Annotated in this window: 22 protein-coding genes and 1 pseudogene; 15 read left to right on the top strand and 8 right to left on the bottom strand. The window is 61.2% G+C overall.

Features of this window, described 5'->3' with window-relative positions; genetic code table 11:
* Nucleotides 1-549 precede the first annotated feature (549 nt).
* The 3 genes from U1R88_RS21480 to U1R88_RS21470 all read left to right on the top strand — a co-directional run bounded on the left by U1R88_RS21480 (nucleotide 550) and on the right by U1R88_RS21470 (nucleotide 4311).
* Nucleotides 550-1998 carry a collagen-like triple helix repeat-containing protein gene (locus U1R88_RS21480; protein WP_322433065.1) on the top strand — a complete coding sequence of 483 codons (1449 nt, stop codon included), beginning with the start codon at nucleotides 550-552 and terminating at the stop codon, nucleotides 1996-1998.
* A 492-nt stretch (nucleotides 1999-2490) separates the two neighbouring features.
* Nucleotides 2491-3261, top strand: a complete 771-nt coding sequence (locus U1R88_RS21475; RefSeq protein WP_322433064.1) for a DUF6065 family protein — start codon at nucleotides 2491-2493, stop codon at nucleotides 3259-3261.
* Nucleotides 3262-3270: 9 nt separating this feature from the next.
* Nucleotides 3271-4311: a DUF6065 family protein gene (locus tag U1R88_RS21470; protein ID WP_322433063.1), complete on the top strand. Its 1041-nt coding sequence runs from the start codon at nucleotides 3271-3273 to the stop codon at nucleotides 4309-4311.
* A gap of 123 nt (nucleotides 4312-4434) precedes the next feature.
* Here the strand turns inward: U1R88_RS21470 and U1R88_RS21465 are convergent, their stop codons facing one another.
* Nucleotides 4435-5061: a L,D-transpeptidase gene (locus tag U1R88_RS21465; protein WP_322433062.1), complete on the bottom strand. Its 627-nt coding sequence runs from the start codon at nucleotides 5059-5061 to the stop codon at nucleotides 4435-4437.
* 1139 nt (nucleotides 5062-6200) lie between these two features.
* Between U1R88_RS21465 and U1R88_RS21460 the strand changes: the two genes are divergently transcribed.
* From U1R88_RS21460 to U1R88_RS21435, 6 genes and pseudogenes are all read left to right on the top strand, one after another.
* Nucleotides 6201-6917: a response regulator transcription factor gene (locus U1R88_RS21460; RefSeq protein WP_322433061.1), complete on the top strand. Its 717-nt coding sequence runs from the start codon at nucleotides 6201-6203 to the stop codon at nucleotides 6915-6917.
* A gap of 392 nt (nucleotides 6918-7309) precedes the next feature.
* The gene (locus tag U1R88_RS21455; RefSeq protein ID WP_322433060.1) at nucleotides 7310-7738 is read left to right on the top strand and encodes an SLOG family protein; all 429 of its coding nucleotides are present in this window, start codon (nucleotides 7310-7312) and stop codon (nucleotides 7736-7738) included.
* Nucleotides 7739-7865: 127 nt separating this feature from the next.
* The gene (locus tag U1R88_RS21450) at nucleotides 7866-8570 is read left to right on the top strand and encodes a response regulator transcription factor (protein WP_322433059.1); all 705 of its coding nucleotides are present in this window, start codon (nucleotides 7866-7868) and stop codon (nucleotides 8568-8570) included.
* 39 nt (nucleotides 8571-8609) lie between these two features.
* Entirely contained in the window at nucleotides 8610-9284 is a 675-nt protein-coding gene (locus U1R88_RS21445) for a response regulator transcription factor (protein ID WP_322433058.1), read from the top strand.
* Nucleotides 9285-9831: 547 nt separating this feature from the next.
* A complete protein-coding gene (locus tag U1R88_RS21440) occupies nucleotides 9832-10302 on the top strand; it encodes a Ros/MucR family transcriptional regulator (protein WP_322433057.1) in 471 nt (156 codons plus the stop codon).
* A 204-nt stretch (nucleotides 10303-10506) separates the two neighbouring features.
* Nucleotides 10507-10669 (top strand): annotated as a pseudogene (locus U1R88_RS21435) (transposase); the annotation flags it as partial.
* Between the two features lie 13 nt (nucleotides 10670-10682).
* Here the strand turns inward: U1R88_RS21435 and U1R88_RS21430 are convergent.
* The 7 genes from U1R88_RS21430 to groES form a co-directional block, all read right to left on the bottom strand.
* Complete coding sequence (locus U1R88_RS21430; protein WP_322433056.1) at nucleotides 10683-11498, bottom strand: dipeptide/oligopeptide/nickel ABC transporter ATP-binding protein; 816 nt, start codon at nucleotides 11496-11498, stop codon at nucleotides 10683-10685.
* Between the two features lie 3 nt (nucleotides 11499-11501).
* The gene (locus U1R88_RS21425; RefSeq protein WP_322433055.1) at nucleotides 11502-12422 is read right to left on the bottom strand and encodes an ABC transporter ATP-binding protein; all 921 of its coding nucleotides are present in this window, start codon (nucleotides 12420-12422) and stop codon (nucleotides 11502-11504) included.
* 23 nt (nucleotides 12423-12445) lie between these two features.
* Nucleotides 12446-13321, bottom strand: a complete 876-nt coding sequence (locus U1R88_RS21420) for an ABC transporter permease (protein WP_322433054.1) — start codon at nucleotides 13319-13321, stop codon at nucleotides 12446-12448.
* Nucleotides 13321-14268, bottom strand: a complete 948-nt coding sequence (locus U1R88_RS21415; RefSeq protein WP_322433053.1) for an ABC transporter permease — start codon at nucleotides 14266-14268, stop codon at nucleotides 13321-13323. Before U1R88_RS21415 ends, U1R88_RS21420 begins: the two co-directional genes overlap by 1 nt.
* A 15-nt stretch (nucleotides 14269-14283) precedes the next feature.
* Complete coding sequence (locus tag U1R88_RS21410; RefSeq protein WP_322433052.1) at nucleotides 14284-15864, bottom strand: ABC transporter substrate-binding protein; 1581 nt, start codon at nucleotides 15862-15864, stop codon at nucleotides 14284-14286.
* Nucleotides 15865-15965: 101 nt separating this feature from the next.
* Complete coding sequence (gene groL, locus U1R88_RS21405) at nucleotides 15966-17594, bottom strand: chaperonin GroEL (protein WP_322433051.1); 1629 nt, start codon at nucleotides 17592-17594, stop codon at nucleotides 15966-15968.
* Between the two features lie 74 nt (nucleotides 17595-17668).
* Nucleotides 17669-17956 carry a co-chaperone GroES gene (gene groES, locus U1R88_RS21400; RefSeq protein WP_322433050.1) on the bottom strand — a complete coding sequence of 96 codons (288 nt, stop codon included), beginning with the start codon at nucleotides 17954-17956 and terminating at the stop codon, nucleotides 17669-17671.
* Nucleotides 17957-18186: 230 nt separating this feature from the next.
* On the opposite strand from groES, the gene U1R88_RS21395 reads away from it, so the two are divergent.
* Genes U1R88_RS21395 through U1R88_RS21370 form a run of 6 tightly spaced genes read left to right on the top strand, consistent with a single transcriptional unit; the run spans nucleotide 18187 to nucleotide 26717 of the window.
* Nucleotides 18187-19608 (top strand): NtaA/DmoA family FMN-dependent monooxygenase, encoded by a 1422-nt coding sequence (locus U1R88_RS21395; protein ID WP_322433049.1) that lies wholly within the window; start codon nucleotides 18187-18189, stop codon nucleotides 19606-19608.
* A complete protein-coding gene (locus U1R88_RS21390; RefSeq protein WP_322433048.1) occupies nucleotides 19605-20846 on the top strand; it encodes an acyl-CoA dehydrogenase family protein in 1242 nt (413 codons plus the stop codon). The genes U1R88_RS21395 and U1R88_RS21390 overlap by 4 nt, the downstream gene beginning before the upstream one ends.
* Nucleotides 20847-20858: 12 nt before the next feature.
* On the top strand, nucleotides 20859-22304 hold the full coding sequence (locus tag U1R88_RS21385; protein ID WP_322433047.1) for an LLM class flavin-dependent oxidoreductase: 1446 nt from the start codon (nucleotides 20859-20861) through the stop codon (nucleotides 22302-22304).
* 39 nt (nucleotides 22305-22343) lie between these two features.
* The gene (locus U1R88_RS21380) at nucleotides 22344-23609 is read left to right on the top strand and encodes an acyl-CoA dehydrogenase family protein (protein WP_322433046.1); all 1266 of its coding nucleotides are present in this window, start codon (nucleotides 22344-22346) and stop codon (nucleotides 23607-23609) included.
* 5 nt (nucleotides 23610-23614) lie between these two features.
* The gene (locus tag U1R88_RS21375) at nucleotides 23615-24880 is read left to right on the top strand and encodes a GNAT family N-acetyltransferase (RefSeq protein WP_322433045.1); all 1266 of its coding nucleotides are present in this window, start codon (nucleotides 23615-23617) and stop codon (nucleotides 24878-24880) included.
* Between the two features lie 58 nt (nucleotides 24881-24938).
* On the top strand, nucleotides 24939-26717 hold the full coding sequence (locus tag U1R88_RS21370) for an ABC transporter substrate-binding protein (RefSeq protein ID WP_322433044.1): 1779 nt from the start codon (nucleotides 24939-24941) through the stop codon (nucleotides 26715-26717).
* Nucleotides 26718-26727 lie beyond the last annotated feature (10 nt).

Here is a 26727-nt window from a genome sequence, read left to right as displayed (position 1 = left end):
CCGTCGTCGCCCTCAAGGCGGCGACGGAAAACTGTAATTTGAGATGTAGTCTACCTATACAAATTCGAATACGATCAAGACGATCGAAGAAACTCTACTCTACTCCCGCATCCCTTCAGGGTCTTGGGTATCCGTGGATCTGCGGTTTTGTGATTGCCCGCTATATCCGACGATATTTTTCGTCTCCAGTGGCAGTTGTGCGTGATGAGTAACCCTTCAATTGATGTTTCGAAAAGCGCCTTACATTACGTAGGGTGATTTTGTATTTTTTTTGATATATTTGTTATTTTTTAAGCAAATACTTCACCGAATCTTGAAATTTCGCCGATTTTGCGCTACTGATTCGCTGGTTTGGTGATCGTCGATGTTGGGGGAAGATTATGATTCTCAAACTTTCGGTGCGTGACCTAGGCTAACCTCTGTTTAGAAAGGTCAATCATGGCCATACATGGAAAGTTTAGTCTAAGTTGTTCTGTCCTGGCCATTGCGTGCTTCTGGGCACCCGCCACGGGTTGGGCGCAATCCGCGACCAACGAACAACTCTTCAAAATGATCGTGGACCTCCAGAATCGCCAGAAGGCGCTGGAAAGCCAGTTGAAGGTCGCGACGTCGGAGGCTTCCAAGGCGAAGGCCGAGTTGCGGCGGCTGGGGCGGAAGACGGCTCATGTGGCGCCGGCCGGAGCCGGGCGCGACTATGTCGAAATGGCGCCGGTCGCCACGCCCGTGGCCGGATCCGTGCAGGCACCGCCCGGCACCCAGGCTGTGGCCGCGGTCAACGGCAAGCTGGAGCTGGGCGGCGGCAACAGCTTTGGCGGCTCGGGCTATGGCTATGCCGGCGGCTCGCTGGCGGTGCCGCTCGGCCAGTCATTTGGCGCACAGGCCGACGTCGTCGGGGGCGTCGCGAGCAATACCGGCTTCTATGGTGCGGCTGGTCATGTCTTCTGGCGCGATCCCACCATCGGTGCGATCGGCGGCTATGGCAGTTTCCTGTATGGCACCGGCTATTTCGCGTCGCGTCAGGGCAACTCGGTCTATGGCTACCAGAATGCCAAGGGCGGCCTCGAGGGCCAGCTCTATTGGGGTCCCTTCACGCTGCAGGGCGTGGCCGGGCTCGAATACGAGAATCTCAACAGCAAGCTGCGCTTCTTCGATGATGTTCGCGTCGCCTGGTACGCGACGGACAATCTCAAGCTGAATGTGGGCCATCGTTACACCGGCGGTCGCAACCAGGTTGTCGGCGGTGCCGAATATCTCGTGAACTTCAACACCAACACGGCCGCCTCCATCTTCGCGGATGTGGCCTATGGCAAGAAGGGCAGTGGTTTCGACAGCTCCTTCGGCAGTAAGAAGGGCAACGACCTGACCATCCAGGGCGGCCTGCGCTTCTTCCTCGGCACGGGCAGCAACACCAGCGTGCCGGCGGTCTCCTATGGCGGCGATGGTTTCGGCGAGAAGCGTGGCGGTGTCTTCACCGCGCCGGATGCGCCGACCGAACGCACCCTCAAGCAACGTGACCGCGAGGACTATCTGCCGAGTTATATCGGCCGAGACGCGGCCGAGATGCCAAGGGGAACCAAGCGACCGCCTCCGATCGTGGTCGTCGGTCCGCCGGGGGCACCGGGTACGCCTGGAACCCCGGGTACGCCTGGCGAACCCGGTCCCCCCGGTACCCCCGGTGATCCGGGTGCCGCTGGTCCGCCCGGCCCGTCTGGATCAGATGGGCAGCCCGGTGCGCCTGGCGAGCCTGGCACCCCCGGTGATCCTGGAGCTCCGGGCGCCCCCGGTGAGCCCGGGAAAGATGGACTTCCGGGCTCGCCGGGTCCGACCGGTCCCACGGGTCCAACCGGCGAGACCGGCGCTTCTGGACCGGATGGCGTGCCCGGTGCTACCGGCCCCGAGGGCCCGACTGGCCCGGCTGGCCCAGCTGGCCCTCCTGGAGCAGATGGCTCTCCTGGCCCGACTGGCCCAGTTGGCCCACCCGGTCCCTCGGGCGCATAAGAGGGCTGATCCAAGAAGATCGATCAATATCAATGATCGGGTGGCTCGCAAAAGAGCCGCCCGTGACCGGAGGAGGCTTCGGGAGAGCGGGCGCTATTCCCGAGGCCTTTCGAAGGGCGGATCGGTACAAGATCGCACAAATTCCGAACAGGTGTTCTGGAGGTCCAGCTGGTGCAGAGGCGAGTCGGTGGCACTGTGCGGCTTTCCCATTTCGGTCCCCCTTACGCACCGCGGCGGCGTTGAAGTTGCCGGGCGGCCACTGAGTTGATGTGCATGACCGGATGTGCTTTAGACGCGAGATCTTGAACTGGCTGGGAGGCCGATCGTCGCGAGCCACTTGTCCGGCGTAAAGGCATTGCTTCTCGTTGAATGGTGTCCGGAATGCGCAGGTAGCCTAGTTATTGGGCGCTTCAAGGTTGTTGAGCCCCGCTCCAATTCTCGATCCGATCCTTGGTTTCGAGCCAGACGACATAGTCAACCGGAATCTTCACCATGCAGGCGCCGAAGCTCGAAGGCTTTTCCATCCATCCCAATCCTGCGCGACTGGTCGCCGCTCGCAGCGAGCGCGAGTGGATGGATCGGACAAGCGATCACTATGCCTATCGCTGCACGCCTTTGGCCATCGCCAATGCGACCGGCTGGGAACTGCTGAATCCATCGGGCTTCTCGGCGACCTGGACCGGTGGCAACGGCCGCAACGACATCATTTTACGCCCACACGTCCCCGGCGAGAAATTGCATCAGACTGGTTTCTTCTTCGGCCACGGCATCATCAGTTTTCACCCCGGCTATCTCTTCCGCACCGATCCGGGGTGGGTCGTCTGGGTTCGTGGCTCGCCGAATCGTTTCAAGGACGGCATCCACCCGCTCGATGGGGTGGTGGAAACGAATTGGCTGCCCTTCACCTTCACCATGAATTGGCGATTCACGCGGCCCTGTACGGTGCATTTCGAGAAGGACGAGCCCTTCTGCTTCCTGACCCTGATGCCCGCCGTGACGATCGAGGATGTCCAGCCGGTCATCCGCCCGCTTGAAGAAGAGCCCGGTTTGCACAGGGAATATCTCATGTGGGCGAGCGAACGCACCAAATTCAGCGCGGCCAAGGACGCCGGAGATCCTCTCGCGGGCGACCAGAAATGGCAGAAGAACTATTTGACAGGCAAGTCACCGTCGGGAAAAAGCGTCGCCGATGCCGATCATCGCGTCAAGCGGGGGCTCAACCAGCCCGTCTTTGGCTGCCCCGTGAACCATGGCCCGAAGTGAGAGCGCCGCATGAGTGATCTGGCGATCAGCGCACCGCAACTGCAGTGCTTTTCCGTGATATCAAATCCGCCTCGTCTCGTACCGGGTACGGCCGAGCGCGATTGGATGGATTTCACCAACCAGCGTTTTGCCTATCGCTGCACGCCCTTGACCATCGCCAACACCACCGGATGGGAGCTTTTGAATCCAACCGGCTTCTGGGCAAGTTGGACGGGGCTCAACGGCAAGGACGAGGTGATCCTGCGTCCGGACGATCCTCGGGCGCCCATGCACCACGTGTCCCTCGGTTTCGGCCATGGCATTATCACATTTCACCCGGGCTATCTTTTCCGCACGCCGCCGGGATGGATGACGTGGGCGCGCGGTGCGCCCAATCGCCTCAAGCACGGCATCCAGGCGCTCGACGGTTTGGTGGAAACCAGCTGGGTGCCCTTCACCTTCACGATGAACTGGAAGTTCACCGAACCGGGCACGGTCTATTTCGCCAAGGACGAGCCGTTCTGCTTTATTACGCTGGTGCCGAGCCTGCCGATCGAGAGCGTTCAGCCGGTCACTCGCCCGCTCGCGGACGAACCCCAGCTGGAGAGGGAATACAAACTCTGGCTCAGCGAGCGCACCAAGTTCAATATCGGCCTTGCCCAGGGAGATCCGATCACCTTGGAGCAGAAATGGCAGAAGAACTATCTCGTCGGCAAGTCCCCAAGCGGACGGACGGTCGCCGACGGGGATCACCGCACCAAGCGTAGTCTCAAGCCGCCGGTTCCTGCCGACAAGCTCGAAGGGAGCGACATTGCTGAGATGACCGCCCAGGTGACGCCGGCGTTCGAGAGCGAGAAACCGGTGCCGGCTATCGTGATGCGCCAGGCCTTTCCAAGTTTCCAGTCCGTCTTCGGCATGCCCCCGCACGAGCCAACGCAACCGCCAAAGAGTGCCGAGCCTTCGCATGCTCGATTGGAAAAGCCGGCGAAGTCGCCGCGCAGCAAGAAGGCGCCTTCCGGGAGTGGTTCCCAAACGGGCAGGACTGGGAAGACGTCCAAACCTAAGAAGTAAGCCTGCAAAACTTGAAAGAGGAACGTTCCGCACAATCCGCCGGCGTTCATTCAAAGGCAATTGCCGCCACCTGAGATGCGGCCATCAAATGTCCAAGCGGAAATATAACTCCGCTTATGCCACTCAATACACCATGACACGCGTTCCATTGGGAACGCGGCTGGCAAGATCGATGATGTCGGCATTGCTCATGCGAATGCATCCCGAAGAAACCGGCATGCCGATACTGAAGGGATCATTGGTGCCGTGGATGCGATAAAGAGTGTCCGCTCCATTCGCGTAGAGATAGAGCGCCCGGGCTCCAAGCGGATTTTCGGGCCCGCCAACGGTTTTCTTCACGCGAGGATCCCTGCCGCGCATTTCACTTGGCGGATTCCAATCCGGCCATTCGGCCTGATGATTGACATAGACCGCGCCCCTCCAGGCAAATCCGTTACGTCCGGTCGACACGACATAACGAATTGCCTTGCCGTCCGGCAGGGTGAAATACAGCAGGTGCCTCTGTGCATCGACGACGATCGTGCCCGGGGGGGCCTTGGTGGGACTGTCAACAACCGTTCGTGCGTAGGCCGGGTTGGTTTTTGCATTGGGCAGCAACGCCAGGAAACGAGCATCACGTTGCGACAACCCACTTGCTACCAACGGACCGGACGCCGTTTGCGATGTTGTTGCCGCCATATTGGAAGCGCAGCTCACCAATACAGCGCCAGCAGCTACCGAAGCGAGAAGACGCATCAAAGAAACCACCATATTTTCTCGCTTCCGAAATAGTTTCGATTCTCTTGTTGAATTGGCCGTAGAGTATCAAAAAATATTCTATATGACGTCGAAAGTAAAGCTGTAGACTCGAAATTATTATTGAGAATTGATTCCAGATCGCTTCTTCCATGCGATAGTTGGGGCGTATCCTGTGCCAGTTGCTATCGTGTTCCGGTTATCGAGCTCTCATCACTACATGGGCGTTCCCAGCTTCACTGTTTAGCGCAAAAATAAACCAACGCCACGACTGCAGTGAGTGGCTCAAGATCATCGCTGAGTTTCCTCAGCCACCATGGAGGCGATTTGAAAGAGCGCCCCAGGCGAATCTCTATTGATCAAATGCACGTCGGGATTGTGTAATTAAGGTACATCATATGACAGAATGTGTCATTTAGTGCGATTGTGAAGATTTTTTTGAGAATATAACCTCCAATATCCCTCTAAAGGCTAAAAAAATACGTTTTTTTGGAAAAATTCCATGAATAAAAATCCTAGTTTAGCTCCGAAATTTAACTGTATGTTTGGAGTAACTGATATAAATTGCAAAACTATTTCAGAGTGTTGCGCATATTTTTCTGTTTCATGCCCAGAATTGCGTCAGTTATTGCCGCTGCCGCAGCGTATTCGGTTGGTAGTTTAGTGGCTGCTTTACGTGTGAGGTTTGGCGTGGCCGTGATTAAGCGGCAATTGCGCCCGGGTGGGCGGTAACTGCTCCTCTTGGAAACACGAATTCCGAGTTTCTTGTCCAAATAGTGGCGGTGATTTTATGTCGGTGAACAGTGCTTGCTTGGACTCCTGCTTACGCATCGGCGTCATTAATCACGGCACCAGGATCATTGAGCCCGGAATGGATACGATTTATTTCAGCAACCTTCCATTCGAACGAAGCAAAAGTGCTTCGGACGACGAAGATTGTAGGTGGCATAGTTAATAAGTAGGAATCCTAAAGTAATATGGAATATTTTTAGATTTAAAGTGGAAGGAGTAGATGCCAATATTAAAAAATAGAAATACAATAAATTATTAATTCTAATGAATGGCGAAAATGCATTTATTTTTTTTCTTTCTTGGCGATTTAAAAACGGCCTTTTGACGGGGAATTACGAAGTTGCCGCATAGAAGGGACATTGATGTCCGCTGGAGACGCTAAGCAGGGCGATGTCGCGATTGCTCCTCTCGTTTATCTTGTTGATGACGACGAGGATTTTCGCGAAGAGATGGTGTTGGGCCTATCCAAACTGGGCTTGAACATACGTGGGTTTGGCAGCGCTGCCGCCCTGTACCGAGCCTATGCCGCCACGCCCCCCGAGATCGTTATCCTCGACATTGGCCTGCAAGATGAAGACGGCCTGTCGATAGTGGCCCATTTGCGGACATCGCAATCGGTCGGAATCATCATAGCCACGGCCAGGGGGTCTATCGACGACCGGATCGTCGGTCTTGAGAAAGGCGCGGACGTCTACCTGGTGAAGCCTATCGATGTTCGGGAACTGGGCGCCACCGTGGTGGCACTCCACAATCGTCTCAACAGGCATCGCAAGGTGCCTGCTCCGCCTCAGGTTCCAAGGTGGGCCCTGGTGGAAGGGGGGTGGACGCTCACTGACGGTCTGGGGCACCGCCTGCGCCTGACCGTCTCCGAGCAACGCCTTTTGGGGTGCCTGTTCAGGGAGCGCGGCAACACTGTCGAGAGGAGCACGCTGGTCGAAGCCATGGGCGCTGACGTCTACGACTTCAACTATGCCCACCTTGACACCATCGTAAGCCGCCTGCGCCGGAGGGCCAAGAAATCCAACATGCTCCTACCCCTGCATGCCATTCGCGGCCTGGGCTTTACCTTCACCGAGTAAAAGGTGCGCGCTTATCTCTTTGGGAATAACCGGTTTTACAAAGCCAAGGCGGATATCGATGCGATATGAAATATACATCGATGGCAACAAGTGACAGGATTTGACAGTTACTGAGATTGTATAGAATAACAAGAGAAAATATGGTCTGATATATATTCGATATAAGGGTCCCAGTAATCGCGGTTAATGTAATGAGTTCCATCGTAAAGGTGGGGCAATATCGGTGGCTCCAAACTTCACATTGGGTCCGATAGTTGCATTGCGAGATGTCACCGGCGTCGGCACCAAAAAGGGGCAACCTCTTTGCAAATAGTTCCGCGCCAGGCAGACGCAGCGAAAAGTCAACGCGCAAGTGCAGATGGGGGCGGGCGCTTGTGGGTGACATGCCGCCTATGACCAAGATATCGGCCATAGCTACGAGACATGATGATGCAAGGAGATCTTTGTATCATATAAGTGGTTCTGGTATAAAAAATATAGTGCTTTGCGGAAGCTTTGGATTTTTAGACGAAAAATCTATATTTAAAAATCTCGATAAAATAAAATACAAGTATAGGGCGTTCCGCATAATATGCGCCGCAGAAGACAGTATTGGAAAAATAGCGAATAAATGGGCGCGCGAAAACGACATTGAAATGATCGCGGAGCGTGCTTCCTGGTTTAGATACGGTACGGCAGCAAAGGCCCTGCGAGATGAGCATATTCTCAACTACTATTCTCCAGTATTAGTGGCTTGTTTTTCCAATTTGAAGGAATATCCGAATTTATATGGCAAGGCAAAAAGAGACGGAATAGACGTTCTTGAGTTCTTTATGTCGTAACGTTATATAATTATTATATTTTATCTTCATATATTGGAATTGTATTAAATCTATTATTGCGTATCATTGATTTATATTAAGGTGGGGCAGGTTTGGTAAAGAGTGGCTAATCCAAAGGGGCGTGGGGATGTCTACCGTCGATACGATCGTTCTAGTGTGTCCATTGGCGCTTTGGCGTGACTGCGTCGGTCGGGTTCTTGCCGCTGAGTTTTCTAACGTTCCAATCTTGGCATTCTCGGATCTGCGCGAGTGGTACGCCGTTAGTGATTGGCACGGGCAGTCCCCATTGCTGGTTATATTTGAAATAGGTCAAGGCGTAACTCTTGATGATCTTCGTGTAATAATCTCGCGAAAGCCAAATATTGGCATTGCAATTATTTCCGACAATAGTAATCCATCTCGAATTATTGAAGCAATAAATGCAGGAGTCAGGGCATATATTCCCAATGATCAAAGTATTGAAATCGCCCTGAAGGCAATACAATTGGTCATTGTTGGAGGTAGTTTTTTGCCCATCTCGTCACTTCGGCAAGATGTACCTGTGCATAAGCCCGTGATGATTAGTTCAAAAGCCAGAGACAAATTCAATATTTCTCGAAGACAATTTGAGATTATAGCGGGTGTTAGTTGTGGAAAATCCAACGCTGATATAGCTCAAGATTTAAATATAAAAGAAGCTACAATTAAAGTTCATATTCGTAACATTATGAAGAAGATGGGTGTGAATACAAGAACCGCTATTGCATACAAATCGAAAGAAATGCTTCAGTCATCATTTTTCTTCAAAATATCTGATAGTCGTAACGATATGCTGGAGTGCCGAAAATATTGAATGGCGGATGGTGAGAAGGGCGAGGGCTGGTGAATTTTCGTGAATATTAGGAAATTTGGATCAGACCTTATTGCCATTGGTCGATCAAAATCAAATTTGATAGACATTTCGGCCATTGTTGCTGAGTGTTGTCGCGATTTTAGTGTCAGTGCTTATGAAACGATTTCCGCATGGAAGCGGACGGAGCCTCGTTCTGCAGGGCCGATTGTTCTGCTCTATGTCGCTGGGCAGAAGCGGCAATATCAACTGATGGCTGACATTAGGACGATACGGAGCGTGGCCGCTGGCGCTTGGGTCATCGTTCTTTCCGGCGTTGTCTCGGCAAGAGTAGTCGTCCGCGCTTTGGAGGAAGGCGCGCGTGGATATATTCCGGCGGACACAAGTCTTGCCGTGGCGGTGGCGGCAATTCACCTCGTTCGGGCTGGAGGCATCTTCGTGCCAGCCGATAGTTTCAAATGTTTGCCGGGGCAAAGCCGCTCGCATGTGTCGGCGGTACAGCCCAAGGGGGTGCCTCAATTTACTAAAAGGCAATTGGCGGTGTTGAGATGCTTGCAACAAGGCGAGCCAAACAAGATCATTGCCGATAGGCTACGCATAAAAGAAAACACAGTGAAGGTGCACGTTTATAACATCATGCAGAAACTCAAAGCACGAAGCCGCACGGAAACTGTCTATTTCACAAGGCATATGTTCGATGAGACACAAAATACATAAGATATGAATTGAACTGAATTCCCGCGCTCAAGGCATTTGCTCGGAGAAATGGTTGCATGCACTTGTGAACAAAGGACGGGCGGAGTCTATTGCAGCGGATAACCTCGAAGCCACGCGTTGAATTCAAGCAGCGGATCGGCCTGTTCACGAGGCGCGGTTTCGGCATCGACGGCGAGCAATGGCGTGGCGTCGCACCACCTTCTGCCTCACCGTGGAGTTCACCGAATGACAGGCGCGTCGCGGGCCACGGTCCCTGGCGAATGGGCGTGGACAGTGTGTCCCACCTTAAGCAGATAGTTCCGGGCCCGAGAACCGTGAATGTAAATTGAATATTCTCCGCTGGCTCCCGGCTATTCTGATTTACACATAAGTACAGGAGATTGAGGAAATTTGTGGAACACGAAGATGGTGTTGCTTGTGACCGCTTAAGTTAAGCTTTGCATAAAACTGGAAAATTTCCAAGAAGCCGGGTCGATACGACAATACTGCATAAATAGTGAGAAATGTCATTCACTTCGGCGTCGACATAGAAAGAAGATGAATAAACATGCTCGAGGAAGACACAGGTCTGCTGCATCTGACCGTCGACATCGTTTCGGCTTACGTCGCCAACAATCAGATCGACACCACTTTTGTGGCCGAGCTGATCCTTGCAGTCCATGGAAGCCTTGCCAGCCTGAATAATCCCAAACCGGCCGAGGCGGACACTCTGCTAAGGCCCGCCGTTCCGATCAAGAAATCCATTACGCCCGATTACGTGGTCTGTCTGGAGGACGGCCTCAGATTCAAATCTCTGGCCCGGCATTTGCGGGCCGCCTATGATCTGACGCCCGCGCAATATCGGGAAAGGTGGGGGTTGCCCGGGGATTATCCCATGGTCGCGCCGAATTATTCGGCCGAGCGGTCTCGCCTCGCAAGGGAACTTGGTCTCGGCAAACAACGTCACAAGGCTAAAGCCAAGAGCGAACCACCACCTCCTCCCGCTTCAAACCAGGGCAGAAGGAAAAAGGTGACATAGGCGCCTTGGCGAATGCCAGGCCGTTCGATCTTCGAATGCCGACTGATCGAGATCGAGGCTTTCCAGTCTATTCGCAAGTTTCTGGTGTGGAGGCAAACCGTTGCGTGCAAGTCATTGTACGCCTCGGCAGCCAACTCTACCGATGTTGCCCCTTGGACCTAATCCGGTTTGAAGTTCGCTCCGGCCTGCCACGAGAACCAGAGCATGAAGGGCATTCGCTTTTCGGAGGAACGGATCATCGGGATCTTGAAGGAGCACAAGGCCGGCGTTTCGGTCGTGGATCTGTGCCGCAAGCGGGGGCAGCGGCACCAGCATTTGCAAATGGAAAGCGAAATCCAGTGGGATGGAAGTGCCCGAGGCCAAGCGACAACCGCTTCGATCTAGGGCTCGGCCGCTGGAACGCGGGACAAGGACAGGTTTGCCTCCAGCAGGCGTCGGGTGGCCGGCGCCTTGGCTTGCTTGGTGATAGTGCGGGACGGCAGGTTTTCCACCAGGCGTCCCTTGTCGAGCACCAGGATGCGATCGCAGAAGGATTGCACCACCGCCAGGTTGTGGCTGATGAACAGATAGGTCAGGCTGAACTGCTGTCTCAGCTCGAGCAGCAGCGCCAGGATCTGGGCTTGCACGGAGACATCGAGGGCGGAGGTCGGCTCGTCCAGGATCAGGCACTCGGCCTCGACGCCGAGCGAGCGGGCGATGTTGATGCGCTGGCGCTGCCCGCCGGAGAATTCGTGCGGATAGCGCTCGGCGGCGTCGGGGCCTAGGCCGACCAGGCGCAGGAGCTGGGCCGTGCGCTCGCGCGCGTCCTCGCGGCTGCCGGCGATGCCCAGACGCAGCATGGGCATCGCGATCTGGGCCCCCACGCGCCGACGCGGGTTGAGGGCCGAGGAGGCATCCTGCAGCACGAGCTGGAGACGGCGGCGCAGGGGTCGGCGTGCCTGATCGGTCAGCCTGTCGATCCTGGTGTTGTCGAACAGGATCTCGCCGCCGTCGGGTTCGTCGAGCCCGGTCAGCAGGCGTCCGATCGTGGACTTGCCCGAACCGGAAGCGCCGATGATGCCGACGATCTCACCGCGTTCGATCGTGAAATCGACGCCCTCGACGGCGACGACCTCGTGCCATGGGCCGAACAGGCCGGTGCGCACGCCATAGCGGCGTCTGAGGCCGCGGACCTGGAGGAGGGGAGATGCTGCCATCGTTTATCGTCCTGCTGAACGGGCAAGGATGGCCGGCCGATCTTGTTCGCTGATCACGCCGGGCGCGGGGCGGGGCGGGGGGTGGTCGAGGCGCGGCACTGCATCGATCAGCGTTGCCGTGTAGGGATGCCGAGGTGCTACCAGCACGCGCGCGGTGGGCCCGGTCTCGACGATGCGTCCGTGCTGCATGACGGCGATGCGATCACTCAGAAACGACACCACGCCGAAATCATGGGTGATCAGCAGGATGGCGGTGCCGTAGGTGTCGCGGATGCGGGCCAGCAGGGTCAGGATCTGCTTTTGGGTGGCGGTATCGAGCGCCGTCGTCGGCTCGTCGGCGATGATGAGCTTGGGGCGGCTGTTGATCGCCATGGCGATCAGCACGCGCTGGCGCATGCCGCCGCTCAGCCTGTGCGGATAGGACGCCATGACGCGCTCCGCCGCGTCGATGCCTACTTCGCCGAGCCAGCGCACGGCTTCGCGGCGGGCCTCGCGCCGGTCCAGGCCGTTGCGGAAGGCGATCATGTCGGCAAGCTGGCGGCCGATGGTGGATGTCGGGTTCAGGGAGGTCAGCGAGCTCTGGACGATGAAGGCGATGTCCTGGCGCAGGATGCGCTGGCGGTCGCGCGTGCCGGCAGCGAGCAGATCCCGGCCCTGGAAGAGGATGCGCCCTTGCGTAATCCGGGCGGCAGGACGCGGCAGCAGGCCGACGATGGAGGCCGCCGTCATGGTCTTTCCCGAGCCGGACTCGCCGACGAGGGCGAGAATCTCGCCGGCCTGGAGATTGAGGTCGACGCCCCTGACGGCCTTGATGGTGCGGCGGGGTGTGGTGATGGTGACGTGCAGATCTGCGAGGCGCAAAAGATCCGAAGGGCCTGGCGACGTTTGAACCTTGTGATGCGCAATGGGGGCAATGATCGACATGGCCGCTCCTTCAACGAGTGCGATTACGCGTGGTGATGAGGATCCAGCCAGTTCCGCAGGCCACTGCCGAGCCAGTTGAAGGCCAGCGAGACGACGATGATGGCGACGCCGGGGACAATCACCACATGCGGCGCGCCCTCGGCGAACACGCCGACGCCATCCACGGTCATCCGCCCCCAATCGGCCAAGGGTGGCTGGATGCCGAGTCCGAGAAAGCTGAGGCCGGAGGAAAAGCCGATCATCGGCCCGATCAGCGTGGTGGCGTAGATGATGGCGGGCGAGAGCACGTTGGGCAGGAGCTCGCCGAACAGGATGGCCGTCCGGCCGGCGCCGAGCAGGCGCGCCGCATCCAGATATTCGCGCCCGGTTTCCGCCAGCACCGCGAAATAGACCACGCGCGTCATATAGGGAACCAGCGACAGCGCGATGGTGGCGATGATGGTGGTGAGGCCCGGGCCGAGCATGGCGGCGATGGCGATCGCAAACAGGATCATCGGAAAGGCGAAGAGCACGTCGATGCCGCGCATGATCACCTCGCCCAGAGGCTTGCGCGCGAAGCCGGCGGCGAGGCCAAGGCCAAGGCTGACGATGAAGGCGATGGCGACCGGGACAATGCTGGCGATCAGGGACAGGCGCGCGCCCCAGATCAGGCGGGAGAGGATGTCGCGCCCCTGGCCGTCGAGCCCGAGCAAATGGCCCGGTGTGCCGGGCGGTGCGAGCCGGAGGGCGCCTTCGCCGATGTCGGGATCATAAGGCGAGATCAGGGGCGCCAGGGCTGCGAGGCCGGCCACCGCGACGATGATCGCAAGGCCGATGACGCCGCGATTGATCCAGCGTCGCCGTATGGGCACGTCGGTGGGGGATGGCCCGAGGGAATTCGAGGCTTGGGAGAGCGACATCACGCTCTTGCTCGCGGATTGAGCCAGACCAGGGCGAGGTCGACGATCAGGTTGATCACGATGAAGGTCGCGGCAATCATCAGGACGCCGGTCTGGATGACCGGGATGTCATGGGCGGTGATGGCGTTGTAGAGCTGGGCGCTGAGGCCGGGCCAGGCGAACACCGTCTCCACGAAGATGACGCCGCCGAACAGCGTGCCGAATTGCAGCCCGCCGATGCTGACGATCGGCGCCAGGATATTGCGGGCGATCTGGGTGAACAGCAGCCTCGGCGTCGACATGCCGGCCGAGGCGAACATCCTGGCATAATCGGCATTGAGCGCGTCGATGACGCTGGCGCGCGTCAGGCGCATGATGATGGCGATGGCGAGCACGGCGGCCGAAAAGGCCGGTAGGACGAGATGGGCAAGAAGATCGGCCAGGGAATGGGAGCCCCTGAGATTGTACATGCCCGATGAAGGCAGCCAGCGCAGCTGCTTGGAGACCAGCCAGATCAGCATGATTCCGAGCCAGAACACCGGCGTCGCCGCGAGGCCCTCGCTGATTGCGGCCGCCAGCCGGTCGAACCAGCCCCCGGCCCGCAGGCCGGAGAGCACGCCGAGCAGGACGCCGACGGTCAAGGCGATCACCAGACTCGCCAGGGCCAGGATGAAGGTGTTGACGTAGGCGGGGACGAGGATGTCGAGCACCGGCACATGCATGGTGATCGATGTGCCGAAATGGCCGCCCAGCAGGCCCCACAGCCAGGCGCCATACTGGACGAGGAAGGGTCTGTCGAGGCCGAGATCGCGGCGGATCTGGTCGGCGGTCTCGCCCGAGGCGTCGCGGCCGAGCATGATCGCCACCGGGTCTCCCGGGCTGAAATAAACCACCAGGAAGACGAGGAAGGTGACCAGCACCAGAATGGCGAGCGAGGCGACTGCGCGGCGTGCGATGAGGGCGATCATCCCAGCACCCCCGGCCTATTGCTTTTCCTTCAGCCAGACATGGCTGAGATCGTACCAATCCTGGGCGGGGGTGGCGAAGCCGCCGACATTCTTGCCCACGGCATAATGGGTGCGCTCGTAATAGATCGGCAGCTTGCCGACGTCGGCGGCCAGGATCCGGTTGGCTTCGCGCCATTTGTCCCTGATGTCCTCGGCCTTGACGGCGGTGATCGCCTCATGGACCGCCTTGTCGAACGCCGGATGGTTGTAGTTGCCCGTATTGCCGCTGCTCTGGCTGTGGGCGACGATGTAAAGCCAATAGGGTGTCAGAAAACCCCATTCCATCGAGGTCAGGGCAACCTCGGGGCCGCTCTTCTTGTTGCGGGCCAGGAAGCTGTTCCAGTCATAGGAGCGGATCTCGAGCTTGATGCCGGCCTTGGCCGCGTCGCGCTGGATCCATTCGGCCACCGGCTCGCCGCCGGCATAGATCTCCAGGAGGCCGCTGACACCGTCGGGGTGGCCGGCTTCGGCCAGCAACTGCTTGGCTTTCTCCACATCGTGCGGATAGTCGCGGAAGGAGGGGTCGAAGGCATCGCTCCCCGGGTTCAGGATGCCATAGGCAGGCCCGGCCGTGTCCTTGAGCAGGTCGCGCGCCAGCCCGGCCCGGTCGATCGACAAAGCGAGCGCCTGGCGCACGCGAAGATCCTTGAAGGTCTCGTTGGCGGTGTTGAAGGTGTAGTAATACACCGAAGGCAGGTCGACATTGTCGACGCTGAAGCCCTCCGCCTTCAGCTTGGCCACGCTGTCGCGCGGCGGCCAGGAGATGATGTCGACCTCGCCGGTCTCCAGCGCGGCGACACGGGCATTGCCGTCAATGATCGGCCGGAAGATGATGCGGTCGAGGAAGGGCTTGTCGCCCCAATAGCCGTCGAAGCGCTCGATCTCGACCTTCTGGCCGCGGACCCGTTCGACGAAGCGATAAGGGCCGGTGCCGACGGGATGCTCGGCATAGCCGTCATTGCCGTATTTGCGGATGGCCGTGGGGCTGGCAATGCCGCCCGAGCCGCCGCTGCCCTGGGCGAGCATCCGCAGGAAGGGACTGAACGGCTCGGCGAAGGTGAGGACGAGGGTGTGGTCGTCGGGCGTGTCGATCCGGCTGAGCGAGGAATAGGTATAGGCGAGGTTGGCGGCACTGATCTTGTCGTAGAACTCGAATTTCGGATCCCAGCCGCGGCGGATGTTGAAGGCTACGGCCTCGGCATTGAAATCGGTGCCGTCATGGAACTTGACCCCGCGGCGCAAATGGAAGGTGTAGACCCGCCCGTCCGGCGAGATCTCCCAGGATTCGGCGAGGGCCGCCTTCAGGGGCGGCACCTTCACCTCAGCGCCGGATTTCGACAGGTCCTCGGTCACCAGCGCCTCGTGGATGTGACGGGCGATGCGAAAGGTCTCCCAGCCGCCTTCCCGGCCTGGATCGAGATTGGTGATCTCGGCGTTCTGGGCGACGATCAGCGTGCCGCCATATTTGTCGGCGTCGTCGGCGAGGGCCGCGCCATGAACGAGGGCGAACAGGGCGCCGGCGAGGCTCAGCCTGAGGCCCAGGGAAACGAACCGCATCGTAATCTTCCATTCATTCCAGTCAGAGGAGCGGACGCGCCGGGCAACGGTGCGTCGCGGCAGGCGGAAGGCCGGGGCGATCCGCCTGCCTGATGTCGGCGTCAGAAGTCGCCGATGCCGCCGCCCGGCGGGCCGACCGGCGGTTTTTCCCGGGGCAGCTCGGTCACCAGGGCCTCGGTGGTGACGATCAGCGAGGCGATCGAGGCGGCATCCTGCAGGGCGGTGCGCACCACCTTGGCCGGATCGACGATGCCGGCCTCCAGGAGATCGACGAAGGTCTCGGTCTGGGCGTTGAAGCCGAAGGTCGCCGACTTGTTCTCGGTGATCTTGCCGACCACGATCGAGCCCTCGACTCCGGCATTCTCGACGATCTGGCGAATCGGCGCTTCCAGGGCCTTCAGCACGATGTTGATGCCGGACTGGACGTCGGCGTTCTCGCTTTTGAGCTCGGCAACGGCGGCCTTGGCCCGCAGCAGCGCAACCCCGCCGCCGGGCACGATGCCTTCGGCGACGGCAGCGCGGGTGGCGTTGAGCGCATCGTCGACCCGGTCCTTCTTCTCCTTGACCTCGACCTCGGTCGAACCGCCGACGCGGATCACCGCGACGCCGCCGGCGATCTTGGCCAGGCGCTCCTGCAGCTTCTCGCGGTCATAGTCGGAGGTGGTCTCCTCGATTTGCGCCTTGATCTGGGCAACGCGGGCGCTGATGTCCTTCTTCTTGCCGGCGCCGTCGACGACGGTGGTGTTCTCCTTCTCGATGCGCACGCGCTTGGCACGGCCGAGCTGGGAGAGCGTGACGTTTTCGAGCTTGATGCCGAGATCCTCCGAGATCGTCTCCCCGGCGGTGAGGACGGCGATGTCCTCCAGGATGGCCTTGCGGCGATCACCGAAGCCCGGCGCCTTGACGGCGGCGACCTTCAGCCCGCCGCGCAGCTTGTTGACCACCAGGGTGGCGAGCGCCTCGCCCTCGACGTCCTCGGCGATGATCAGCAGGGGCTTGCCGGTCTGCACCACCGCTTCGAGCACCGGCAGCAAGGGCTGGAGCGAGGACAGCTTCTTTTCGTGGATGAGGATGTAGGGGTCCTCGAACTCCACCACCAGCTTCTCGGCATTGGTGACGAAATAGGGGGAGAGATAGCCGCGGTCGAACTGCAGGCCCTCGACGACGTCGAGCTCGGTCTCCAGACTCCTGGCTTCCTCGACGGTGATCACACCCTCATTGCCGACCTTGTCGACGGCGGTGGCGATGATGGCGCCGATCGAGCTGTCGCCATTGGCCGAGATGGTGCCGACCTGGGCCACTTCCTCGGACGACTTGACCTTCTTGGCGCGCTTTTCGATATCCTTGATCGCGGCCGTAACGGCGAGGTCGATGCCGCGCTTGAGATCGAGGGGGTTGAAGCCGGCCGCCACCGCCTTGGCGCCTTCGCGCACGATGGCCTGGGCGAGGACCGTGGCGGTGGTGGTGCCGTCGCCGGCAAGATCATTGGTCTTGGAGGCGACTTCGCGCAGGAGCTGGGCGCCCAGGTTCTCGAACTTGTCCTCGAGCTCGATCTCCTTGGCGACGGTGACGCCGTCCTTGGTGATTCGCGGCGCGCCGAACGATTTTTCGATCACGACATTGCGGCCTTTCGGGCCGAGCGTGACCTTGACGGCATTGGCCAGGATGTCGACGCCGCGCAGCAGGCGCTCGCGGGCATCGGAGGAGAATTTGACGTTTTTTGCTGCCATGGTTGAATTCCTTCGGGCCGGGCGGTGACGAAAGCGCTCCGGGCCTGTCTGACCGTGAAAAGGGGGAGGGGATGTCAGGCGATGATGCCGAGAATGTCGGCTTCCTTGAGGATCAGCAGGTCCTGGCCGTCGATCTTGACTTCCGTGCCGGACCATTTGCCGAACAGCACGCGGTTGCCGGCCTTCACGTCCAGCGGCTGAAGCTTGCCGCTCTCGTCGCGCGCGCCGGGGCCGACGGCGACCACCTCGCCCTCCTGGGGCTTTTCCTTGGCGGTGTCAGGTATGATGATGCCGCCTTTGGTTTTCTCGTCGCCTTCCAGGCGACGCAGGACCACGCGATCATGGAGCGGTCGAAAGCTCATGGATTCTACCTCAGATTGATTGAAGCACCGCGATCTGCCGCCTGATTTAGGCGGGTTTTGCAGCTTGAACCCATGCTAGGGCGGGTCAAGCGCCGTCGTCAATAAAAAGAATACAAAATATATAGACAATATGTAATTAATGCGCAAACATACCTCCATCGATTTGCCGGACGCAGCCTGCGGCGACAGCAGGCGCCGCTATCCCGGCGAACCAATTTCCCTACCAATGGATGATTTGCGTCGTGTCCGCCGAACCGATCATTTTGAACGGGTTCACCATGAACTCGGTTTCCCATGTCAATTACGGGCTGTGGCAACACCCCGAGGATGAGACCTACCGTTATACCGATCTCGACTATTGGATCGAGCTCGCCCGGATCCTCGACGAGGGTCGCTTCGACAATCTGTTCATCGCCGATGCGCTGGGATTGCTCGACGTGCATGGCGGCAGCGCGGAGGCCTCGCTGCGAACCGGCACGCAATCTCCCCTCGGCGACCCCCTGCTCCTGGTTTCGGCCCTGGCGGCGGCCACGCGCGATCTCGGTTTCGGCATCACCGTCTCGACCAGCTACGAAAAGCCCTATCTGCTCGCCCGCAAATTCACCACGCTGGATCATGTCACCCGCGGGCGCATCGCCTGGAACGTGGTGACCTCCCAGCTCGACAGCGCCGCGCGCAATCTGGGGCTGGAGGCCCAATACCCTCACGACGAGCGCTATGACCGCGCCGACGAATTCCTCGAAGTGGCCTACAAGCTCTGGCAGGGCTCGTGGGAGGACGATGCCGTCCTGCGCGACCGCGGCAGTGCGGACCATCCCGAAGGGCTCTATAGCGATCCCTCCAAGGTGCATGGCATCGGCCATCGCGGCCCTTACTACACCGTTCCCGGCCCGCATCTTTCCGAGCCCAGCCCCCAGCGCGTACCGGTGATCTTCCAGGCCGGCGGCTCGCCGCGCGGACAGGCTTTCGCGGCGCGCCATGCCGAGGTGGTCTTCGTCGCCGGGGCCGACGCCGCCGGCATCCGGCGCAATGTCGCCGGCATCAAGGAACTGGCCCGCGAGGCGGGCCGGGCGCCGGGAGCCATCCGCTTCATCAGCGCTCTTGCCGTGGTCACGGCAGGGGATGACGAAACGGCCCGCACGAAGTTCGACGATTATCGCCGCCATTACAGCCTGGAAGGCGCCATCACCCATTATTCGGCGAGCACCGGCATCGATTTTGCCGGTCACCCCCTCGATGAGCCGCTGCGCTATCGGGATACCAACGCCAACCGCTCCCTGCTGCGCATGTTCGACGACCCGGCTTCGGGCAGGCGCTGGACCCTGCGCGAGGCTTTCCTGCCCGATGGCGGCTTCGGGCGGGTGAAGGCGCTGGTGGGCGGGCCGGCCCGGGTCGCCGACGATCTCGACGCCTGGCTCGCCGAGACCGATACCGACGGCATCAATCTCATCCATATCGTCAATCCCGGTAGCTTCCGCGATTTCGCGCAGCATGTCGTGCCTGAACTCGACCGGCGCGGGCGCCTGCGCGAACGCCGGACCGGGGCGCTGCGCAGCCGCCTGTTCGGCACCGATTCCCCGCTTGTGCCGCCTGACCATCCCGCGGCCCGCTTCGCCTTCCCGGCAGCCCAGACGGCGGAGGCCCGGTCATGAGCGCCGATGGAACGCGGGCAGGCCTGAGCAGGGAAGAGCGGTTTCGGCTCTGGGTTGAGGCGGCCGAGCAGGTCGCGGCGGAACTGCAGCGGACGGGGGCGGCGCGCGATGCCGCCGGTGCCGATCCGGTGGCGGAGATCGATTTGCTGCGCAAGGCCGGACTGCTGACGATCTTCCTGCCAGAAGCGGTTGGCGGGGGCGGTGCCAGCACCCGGCAGGTGCTGCAGATCATCCGCATCCTGGCCAAGGGCGACACCTCCATCGCCCAGATCGCTACCTACCATCTGTTCGGCACGGCCCTGGGCTGGAATGGCGCGAACCAGGCGCTGTTTGCCCGGCGCGCGGAGGGCTTCCTCCGGCAGGGCTGGTTCCATGGTGGCGTGGCCCAGGCCGCCTATGAGCCGCTCATCAGCGCGACGCCGCAAGGCACGGGCTTCGTGCTCAACGGTTCCAAGCCCTTTGCCAGCGGCGCGGCGGTGGCCGACACCCTGCATGTCTGGGTGCGCTTCGCGCCGGGGACGGAGATCGGCGGGGGCGATGCCGGCGGCCATATCGGCCAGTTCGTGGTGCCCAATCCCGCGCCGGGCCTGAGCTTCGGCCATGACTGGGACAATATGGGTCAGCGCCTGACCGTCTCCGGCAGCGCCAGTTTCGACAATGTCGCGGTGAGCCTGGACGACCTCGTCGCGCATCGCCGCGAGGACGCCCCGCAGACGCCGGCCGAGACCCTGCATGTGCCCATCATCCAGCTCGCCTTCGGCGAACTCTATCTCGGCACGGCGCTCGGCGCCTTCGAGGAGGCGCGAGACTATATCCAGACCCGGTCGCGGCCCTGGCTTTCCTCCCCGGCCGGCAAGGCCAGCGACGACACGCTGGTGGTCGAGCGTTTCGGCAGGCTCTCCGTCGCGCTGGCCTCGGCCATCGCCCTGTCGGATGCGGCGGGCGAGGCGGCCCAGCGCGCGGTGGAACGCGGGAGCGCGCTGACCGAGCAGGAGAGAGGCGAGGTCGCCGCCATCGCCTACCAGTCGAAGGTGCACTCGACCGAGGTGGCGCTCGAGGTCACCTCCCGCCTGTTCGAGCTGATGGGCGCGCGGGCCACCACCAGGGCGCTCTCCTTCGATCGCCACTGGCGCAATGTGCGCACCCACTCGCTGCACGATCCCGTGCACTACAAGGTCCTGGAAGTCGGCGACTACGCCCTCAACGGGACGGTTCCTCCACCCACCTATTATTCGTGAATGGTTTGAACGATGTCCGTTTCATCACCGCCGATTGCTGCCAAGAAACCCTTTCTGCTCAATGGCTTCGGCATGGCCGTCGTCGGCCACGTCTCGGCGGGCCTGTGGCGCCATCCCGACGACCGGGCCGACACCTACACCAGCATCGACTACTGGATCGGCCTCGCCAGGCTGCTTGAGGAAGGCGGCTTCGACGGGCTGTTCCTGGCCGATGCGCTCGGGCACCTGGACGTCTATGCCGGCACGCCTGATGCCTCGCTGCGTACCGCCGCCCAATCCCCGGTCAACGATCCCCTGCTGCTGGTCTCGGCCATGGCGGCGGCCACAAGGCATCTGGGCTTCGGCATCACGGTGTCGACCACCTATGAGCAGCCCTATCTGCTGGCGCGCAAATTCACCACGCTCGATCACCTCACCAAGGGGCGCATCGCCTGGAACGTTGTCACCTCCGTGCTGGAGTCGGCCGCGCGCAATCTCGGCCTCGAACGCCAGATCGATCATGACGAACGCTATGACCGGGCCCAGGAGTTCGTCGACGTCGCCTACAAGCTGTGGGAAGGGTCATGGGAGGAGGATGCGGTCATCCGCGATCGCAAGCGGGGGATCTATACCGATCCGGCCAAGGTCCATGCCATCCATCATCGCGGCACCTATTTCACCGTGCCGGACGCGCATCTGTCCGAGCCGAGCCCCCAGCGCACGCCCTTGCTCTACCAGGCCGGCACTTCGACGCGCGGGCGCGAATTCGCAGCTGGCAATGCCGAAGTCGTCTTCCTGGGCGGTACCAATTCGCCCTCGATCCGCCGGCGCATCGAGCAGATCCGCTCGCGTGCCGTCGAGCTCGGCAGGGCGCCCGATGCCATCAAGTTCATCACCGCCATCAGCGTGGTGACGGCTGCAACCGACGAGGCAGCCGAGGCCAAATATCGCGACTATCTCTCCTACACCAGCGTGGAGGCGGCGCTTGCCCTCTTCTCGGCCTGGACCGGGGTCGACTGGTCGCAATATCCCCTCGATCATCCCATCGAATATATCGAGACCAATGCCGGCCGCTCGGCTTTGTCCAGCCTCACCAGCATCGATGCTGACCGGCGTTGGACCGTGGGCGATGTCGCCGACTATATCGGCGTTGGCGGCATCCATCCCACCCTGGTCGGTGGGCCCAAGAAGGTTGGCGACGCGCTTGAGCGCCTTGCCGACGAGACCGGCATCGACGGCTTCAACCTTGCCTATGCCATCAGCCCCGGCTCCTTCGAGGATTTCATCCGCTTCGTCGTGCCCGAGCTTCGACAGCGCGGCCGCATCCGCGAGCGGCCGGCGACGCCGGTGACCCTGCGCGAACGCTTCCAGGGCGATGGCCAGCGCCGGCTGCGCGAGGACCATCGCGGCGCCTCCTTCCGCGACTTCACCCGTTTTGTCCCCACGCGGGACGTGCCGGCCGCGACCGCGGCCGAGTGACCCCCATTTGCCGACAGTTTTGAACAAGGACGAGACAAAGTGGCCTATGACGCAACCGTGAGCGCCCTGCGCGATACGCGCAGGGATGCCGCCATCGAGATCTATGCCGGCCTTTCGGAGGCGGAGTTCGTGGAGTGGCGCAGCCGCGCCGAACATGTCGCCGCCGAACTCGCGGCCAGTGCGCTCGAACGCGACCGCGCCAACCAGGATCCGTTCGAGGAAATCGGGCTCCTGCGTAAGGCTGGCCTTCTCGGCCTTGCCGTGCCGCGAGCCCTGGGTGGCGCCGGTGCCAATCTCGCGCAGGCGCTCGAGATCAGCCGTATCATCTCTGCAGCGGACGGCTCGATCGGGCAACTGATCGCCTATCACTATTCCAACGGGGTGTGGAGCTACATCCTCGGCACGCCCGAACAATGGCAGGGCACGGCTCGCGGCGTTGCCGAGGAGGGCTGGTTCCAGGGCGGCGTCAGCAATCCGCGCGATCCCAAGGCCGAACTGGAGAAGACCGCGAACGGTTATCTGATCAGCGGCCGGCGCACCTTCGCCACCGGCGCCTCGATCGCGCAGATCCTCACCGTCACCGTGTGGGACGGCGAGAAGCGGGTGCATTTCCAGGTCCCGCCCTCGCGCAAGGGCATCAGCTTCGAGGGCGATTGGGACAATCTGGGCCAGCGCCTCACCGCCAGCGGCTCGGTGATCTTCGATCGAGTGGAGGCGACCGACGCGGACCTCCTGTCGGGTCTCGACCACTATGTCGGCGATGTCGAGCAGCGCGACGGGCTGCGCGTGCTGTTCAGCCAGCTGATCTTCGTCAATTTCTATCTTGGCATTGCCGAGGGAGCGCTCAAGGCTGCGGCCGCCTATGTGCGCAGCCATGGCCGGCCCTGGCCCGAGTCGGGGCTGGAAAGGGCTACCGAGGATCCCTACCATCTCCAGCTCTTCGGGCGCCTGTCGGCGGGCATCGCCGCCGGCGTGGCCCTGGCGGATAAGGCCGCGGCCCTCTATCAGGCGGCACTGCTGGCCGGCCCGGCGCTGACGGCGCAAGCGTGGGGCGAGCTTGCCCTTCTGATCGACCAGGCCAAGGTCATCGCCACCAAGGTCTCGCTTGAGGTCACCGCCGATATCTATGAGGCGACGGGCGCCCGCTCGACAGCCAACAAATACGGTCTCGACATCTATTGGCGCAATGTACGCACCCATACGGTGCATGACCCGGTGTCCTACCGCCTGCGCGAAATCGGCGAATTCGCGCTCAACCAGACGCTGCCGAAGCCTCGCGTCTTCACCCCGCCGGCGAAGGCCTGAGCGCCATGTCGCTGCACGCCGTAGACCTCTCGGCCGTCAGGGCGCCGAGCCCGGCACCGGCTCGGGTTAGGATTCTGGAAGGCACTTCAGAGCTGATCCAGGCCGCTCGGCTGTTTCGCACCGCCATGGTGGGACTGCCGAATTTCGGACCGATCGATGCTGGCTTCATCGCCGACATCTATGAGCCGGGTCGCACCCTCGGCGCCTTCGCATCAGGCACGCTGGTGGGTACGGTCAATTCCTATGCCAGCACCCTGACGGTGCCGGGTGGCGGACGCCTCGCCCATGCCGCCGTCACCCATGTCGGCGTGCTGCCAACCCATACCAGGCGGGGCATCGGCACGGCTCTCCTTGAAAGGCAATTGGCGGAGGCGCGTTCGCGCGGCGATGCCGTCGCCACGCTGCGGGCCTCGGATGCGCGCATCTATGCCCATTTCGGCTATGGCATCGCCAGTTCGCAGGTCAGTTTCGACCTCGCCGCCGAAGGGGCGCGTTTGCGCCCCGAGGTGCCGCGTGGCGGGCCGGTGCGGTTCGTCGACCCGGACGAGGCTTGGTCCCTGTTGCCCGCCATCCATGCCCAGGCCGGCACCGCCCGGGCCGGGGCCATTGCCCGCTGGCGCGGCTGGTGGCACTTCCAGCGGATGCGCCAGGACCTGTCCAAGGCACCGGCCTATGTCGTGGTGGCCGGCGAGGAAGGGCGAGAGAGCGGCTATGTGCGCTACCATCCGATCGGCCTCGACGAGTGGTTCGCCGGTTCGGATCGCACCCTCGTGGTCGATGATCTGGTCGCGGCCGATGATGCCGCCTATGGCGCGCTTGTCGCCCATCTTCTCAATGTCGATCTGGTGCATCGCATCCTCTTCCCCGGCCGGCCGGTGGATGACGCCCTGCCATGGCTGTTCGAAAACCATCGGCAGGCGCGTGTGACCGGCCAACGCGACGAAACCTGGCTGCGTCTTCTCGACGTGCGCCTGGCGCTGGAAACGCGGCGCTATGCCGGTGAAAGCGGGGTGGTACTTGCTGTCAGCGACGCCCTTTTTGCCGAGAACAATGGCCGGTTCCGCCTCTCGGCGCAGGGCGCGGTGCCGACGGATGCCCCGGCGCAGGCCGAGCTCGATGTCGGCGCCCTGGCAACGGCCTATCTCGGCGGCACGCGCTGGTGGCAGCTCGCCAGGGCTGGGCGGGTCAAGGCCGAGAGCGAGGTGGTGCTGTCCACGCTCGATACCTTGTTCGCCACGTCGGCGCAGCCCCATGCCGGCACCGTCTTTTAGGCCTTTCGCCATGGCGAAGCGGCCTTCGTCCTTTCTTCGATACATCAGGAAACAGACTATGAAATCCCGGCATTTCGCTCGTTCTAGGCTGCTCGGCTCCGCGTCGCGCTTTACGGCCGCCCTGCTGCTGACGGGCGGCCTCGCTCTCGGCGCGGCAGAGGCGGCTGACGACGTTCCGTATGGCGGGACGCTGCGCATCGCCTCGCTCGACCCCGATCTCGACGCCTTCGATCCCTTGACCGGCTACAGCACCGATTCCTGGGAGATCCTGCGGGCGGTGACACGCCAGCTCGTGACCTATCCGGGCGCGCCCGGCGACATCAAGGACGACACCAAGCTGGTGCCCGACCTTGCCGAGTCCTGGGACGTCAGCCCCGACGGCAAGACCTACACCTTCCATCTTCGCGATGGCATCAGCTATTCCGGCTCGACCACGCGCAAGATCACGGCGGGCGATTTCGTCTACGGCATCAAGCGCTTCTGCGATCCCAACAAGCAGGTCGCAGCCATCAACTATTTCAATCTCGCCTTTTCGGGCTTCGCCGACTACTGCAAGCAGTTCGCCAAGGTGCCGACGGGCGATCTCGCCGCCACCAAGGCCTTCACCGACACGCATGACATCGCCGGTGTCTCCGCGCCCGACGACAGGACGCTGGTGCTGCGCTCGGACTCCAAGAACTATGATTTCCTCAACATCCTGTCGATGAACTTCGTCACCCCGCTGCCGCCGGAAATCGCCTCCAAATATTTCCCGGATTCGCTGGAATTCAGGAAGAATCTGCCCTCGAGCGGTCCCTACTACGTCGCAGCCTACGACCAGGGCCAGAAGCTCGTGCTCAAGAAGGTGGCCAACTACAATCATGCCGCCGATCCAGCCCGCAAAGCCTATGTCGATGAGATCGTCGTCGACTTCACCACCAATACCGAAGACGCCGTGGTGCAGAAGATCCGTGCCGGTGAAGCCGACCTGTCGCTCTATCTCGACGTGCCGCCTTTGGCCGCGATCCGGCAGTATCAGGCGCAGAAGAGCCCCTATCTGCATGCATCCAACAGCGGCTCGGCCAATTTCATCACCTTCAACGCCCGGCCGGAAGCCACCGGCCCCGGCGCCACCGCCCTGCGCAAGCTCGAAGTGCGCCAGGCCCTGGCCTATGCGGTGAACAAGGCCCATCTCGTCCAGCGTCAGGGCGGCTCGATCGCCGCTCTCCCGCTCGGCCAGATCATCACCTCGACCATCCTGGGCTACGAGCCCTTCGATCCCTACGCCACGCCCAAGAGCGCGGGCGATCCGGCCAGGGCCAAGGAACTGCTGGCCAAGGCCGGCTATCCCGACGGCGTGACGCTGGATGCTGTGTACCAGACCACGGCGCAGACCCAGGCCATCGCGGTGACGCTCAAGGAAGACCTGGCTGCGGCCGGCTTTACCCTCAACCTCATCCCGGTGCCGAGTTCGCAATACCGGTCCTACATCCAGGACCCCAAGAGCCATTGGGATGTCTTCCTGGGGGCGGCCTTCGCACCCGACTGGCAGGGGCCGAGCACGCGCATGCTGCTTGGAGGCTGGCTGAATTCGGATGCCTCGCCCTGCGGCACCGGCAATACCCATGCGGTCTGCTATTCCAACAAGGAGCTCAACAGGCTAGCGGCCGAGGCCTTCCCCTCCGATGATCCCGGCCCGATCTGGGCCAAGGCCGATCGCCTCGTCTCCGCCGACCTGCCCTGGATCCCCTTGTTCGAGAAGCGCAAGGTTGCCATCACCTCCGATCGCATCGCGCTGTGGACCTGGTCTTCGCTCGCCGTGCAGGCCGACATCACCAACATCGCCCTGCGCAAATAGCGACAGGGCG

Source organism: Labrys sedimenti (genome assembly GCF_034424805.1).
Lineage (GTDB): Bacteria > Pseudomonadota > Alphaproteobacteria > Rhizobiales > Labraceae > Labrys > Labrys sedimenti.
Note: the sequence above shows the minus strand (reverse complement) of the source record. Positions and strands in the feature narration are given on the sequence as shown.